Below are 3,663 nucleotides of genomic sequence, written 5' to 3' on the forward strand. Positions count from 1 at the left end.
ACACCGAGTACGGCGACCTGGGCCAGGTGGTGCTGCAGACGCAGCCGTACTTTCTGGACAGCGGCTCGTCGACGAGCACGGGTAGCGCCGACGTGGGCTTGTCGCGCACCGAGTACGACGCGCTGGGCCGGGTGGTTCGCATCTACACCGCCGACAGCCAGGGCAGCCAGCCGGGCGTAAGCTTCGGTAGCCGGGGCAGCCGCCGGGCGAGGTTGTCGAGCACGGCGTATGGCGCGCTGGTGGTCACCACCACCGACGACCAGGGCCGCACGCGCCGCGAGGAGAGCAGCGTCGAAGGGCGCACGATCCGCATCACCGACCCGCTGGGCGCGCAGATCGTTCACCAGCACGATGCGTTCGGGAACCTGGTGGCGACGAAGGATGCGCTGCAGAACAGCGTGCAGATCAGCTACGACGTGCGGGGCAACAAGCTCAAGCTGACCGACCCGGACGCCGGGGTGATCGAGTACCGCTACGACGCGCTGGGCCAGGTGGTGCGGCAGCAGAACCCGCTGCAGCTGCAGCGCGGCGGGCAGACGACGATGCAGTACGACGTGCTCGGGCGGATGACGCWGCGCACCGAGCCGGARTACRSSMGCACCTGGACCTACGACAACTGCGCGATGGGCATCGGCAAGCTGTGCGCGACSAGCGCCAGYACCGACWTGAGCCAGCAGTGGGTGTACGACAGCCTGGGGCGGCTGGTCAGCAACCGCACGACGGTGGTGAACGGGCCGAGCTTTGCGAGTTCGCTCAGCTATGACGCGAATGGCCGGCAGGCGACACAGACCTGGCCGACCGGGCTGACGGTGAACTACGGCTACACGCCGAAGGGGTTCCTCGGCAGCGTGTCGTTGGCGACGGCGGTCACGGTGAACCCGTTGCCGGCCACACCAGGGGGCACACCGGGTGCGAGCGTCACGCTGCCGGCCGGCACGGTGCTGTGGCAGGCGCAGGCCTACAACGCGTGGGATCGGCTGGAGCAGCAGCGCTACAGCAGCTCGGTGGTGAGCAAGTCGAGCTATGAAGCTGCGACGGGCCGTGCCAGCAGCCTGACGACCGGCAAGGGTAACGCGGCCGACGTGCTGAACCACGGCTACGTCTGGGACAGTCTGGGGCGCCTCACGAACCGCAACGATGCGAACGGAGACGGCAGCACCGGCGCGGTGACGGAGAACTTCGAGCACGACGCGCTCGGCCGGCTGCAGCGCTACACGGTGGCGGCGCCTGCGATCAGCGGTCTCGTGCGCACCGTGAGCCTGCAATACAACGCGCTGGGCAGCATTCTCTACAAGAGCGATGTGGGGGTGTACAGCTACAGCGCGCAGGGTGCCAATGCGGTGAGGCCGCATGCCGTTCAATCGATTGAAGGCGCAGCCGGCAACACTTACGGGTTCGATGCTAACGGGAACATCGCGAGCGCGACGGCGGGCAAGTACCGCGGCATCACCTACACGGGCTTCAACCTGCCGGACAGCCAGAGCGGTGTGCAAGGACCGTCAGGCGGGCCAAGCTACGTGTGGAGCTACGACGAAGATCACGCCCGCATCCGCGAGGTGCGGACGATCCCAAGTGGCGTCAATGCCGGTACGAGAACGACGTGGTACCTGCACCCGGACAACACCGGAGGGCTGGCCTTCGAGAGCGAGGTCAATGCGCCGACCAATCCGAGTGCTGCGAACCCTGCCGTCACGAGCAACCGGCACTACCTGAGCGCCGGCGGCCAGAGYCTCGGYGTGCTGGTCACCACCGGAGCGCTGCCGGCACTCGGCGCGACCCAGACCGCGCCAGTAGTGCAGTCCAGCATGACAGCGGTGAAGCTGGAGTACTGGCACAAGGACCACCTGGGCAGCATCGCTGCGACCACGGATCACAACRGCGACGTGACGGCCCGCGACGCCTACGACCCGTTCGGCAAGCGCCGCTTTGCGAATGGCAACTACGACGCCGCCGGCACGCTGGTGATCGACTGGAGCCCGGCCGTCAACAGCGGCACCGACCGCGGCTTCACCGGCCATGAGCAGCTCGATGACATCGGGCTCACGCACATGAACGGCCGGATGTATGACCCGACGATCGGTCGCTTCCTGTCGGTGGACCAGCTAGTCAGCGACCCGTCGGACCTGCAGACCTACAACCGCTACAGCTACGTGCGCAACGACCCGCTGGCGCGCACGGATCCGAGCGGGTGGGCGGACAAGAAGGAAGACAAGACCTGGGATCCGCGCAGCATTTGCCGCCCGAAATGTCTGCCAACGGGTGAGAATCCGCTGGGACATCCCAACCCGACGCCCAATGAGACGGTCAACACGACAGCGACGAAGACCTCGCCCGACAATCAACGGCAAGGTGCTGCAGTCGCGAAGGGAGCAGACGATGGCGGGGCGATAGGGCGAGCATCGGCCGAACTGCGTCAGTGGCGTGGAGAAGCTGGCAATCTTGAGCCTAATGGCGGTTTCCCGACGCCGAACGAACTGGTTGAGACCTGGGCGGCAGAGACGTTGCAAAAGGGCGTCGAGTCAGGCAAGGTTGCGCCGTGGTTTGCGGCTGCGATGGTCAGTGGTCTTTGGTCGGGCAACCGTCCTGACGATTCTCAGTCGGGCGTGCTTGCGCCGGGACCGAGCACTGGAGGAGGTGGTGCTGCAAAGGGGACGCGGTGGAAGCTTGGCCCCAATGATCTTGACTTCCGAGGATCCGGCAAGAGCGTGGGCGATGCGCTCAACACCGCGTTCGAAAAGACGGGACTGCCAAAGAGCGAGTTCGAAGTGACGCGGTGGGCACGAGACGCGAACGGAAAGTCATTCCCAGTGGAATGGCGACACAAGAGCGGAGCGGAGGTCAATGTTGACTGGGCACACGCCAAGAACGGGCCTGACGTCCCTCACGTGGGGTTCCAGTCCGGCGGCAAGCGAGGGGATGGTGGTGCAGTCCGAGGGCACATCCTTCTGGATGAAGTTCCGTTCAATCGTTAGGGAAGCAGCGGCGATGAGTTTGGATCACGTATCTTTGGCGCTTACTGCGACAGGAGTTCCGGTAGCGGTCCTAGGGACTGGCGAAAAACAGGCAATGGTGCTTAGGTTGCTAGAGAGGCTCGGTGTGGACGTCAGGCGACACGAACCTTGGGATGACAATGCTGCGCCTGAGGGGCGGCTACGACCAGATGGCTGGGAACTCATTCCGAGGTACGTTGGAACGACGACCTGCTTGATGTTCCTGAATGGGGCGAACACAGTCTGGAAGTTTATGACCGGCTCCGACCTGCTGCGAGTATTGAAGGAGTGTCCGGCGCTCGAGTTCTATGTCTGTGACGAGGATGCGAGTTACCTACTCTGCAGCAACCATCACGACTTTGTCGTAGGTTGGGGTGTCGCTGAGTCGTGGGTGGAGAGCTTGGGTTGACGTGTCGAAGGGCGCACGATCCGCATCACCGATCCGCTGGGCGCGCAGATCGTTCACCAGCACGACGCGTTCGGCAACCTGGTGGCGACGAAGGATGCGCTGCAGAACAGCGTGCAGATCAGCTACGACGTGCGGGGCAACAAGCTCAAGCTGACCGACCCGGACGCCGGGGTGATCGAGTACCGCTACGACGCGCTGGGCCAGGTGGTGCGGCAGCAGAACCCGCTGCAGCTGCAGCGCGGCGGGCAGACGACGATGCAGTAC

2 protein-coding genes are annotated in these 3,663 nt (G+C 64.9%); both read left to right on the forward strand.

The genetic code is table 11. The features are described from left to right. Positions 1–29: 29 nt before the first annotated feature. Complete coding sequence (locus AC1D01_RS25005; protein WP_477871168.1) at positions 30–2,972, forward strand: polymorphic toxin type 47 domain-containing protein; 2,943 nt, start codon at positions 30–32, stop codon at positions 2,970–2,972. Positions 2,973–3,480: 508 nt separating this feature from the next. Next, a partial coding sequence (locus AC1D01_RS25010; RefSeq protein WP_477871170.1) for a hypothetical protein occupies positions 3,481–3,663 on the forward strand: 183 nt, incomplete at its 3' end.

It is taken from the genome of Rhizobacter sp. P3_B12, from assembly GCF_056402895.1.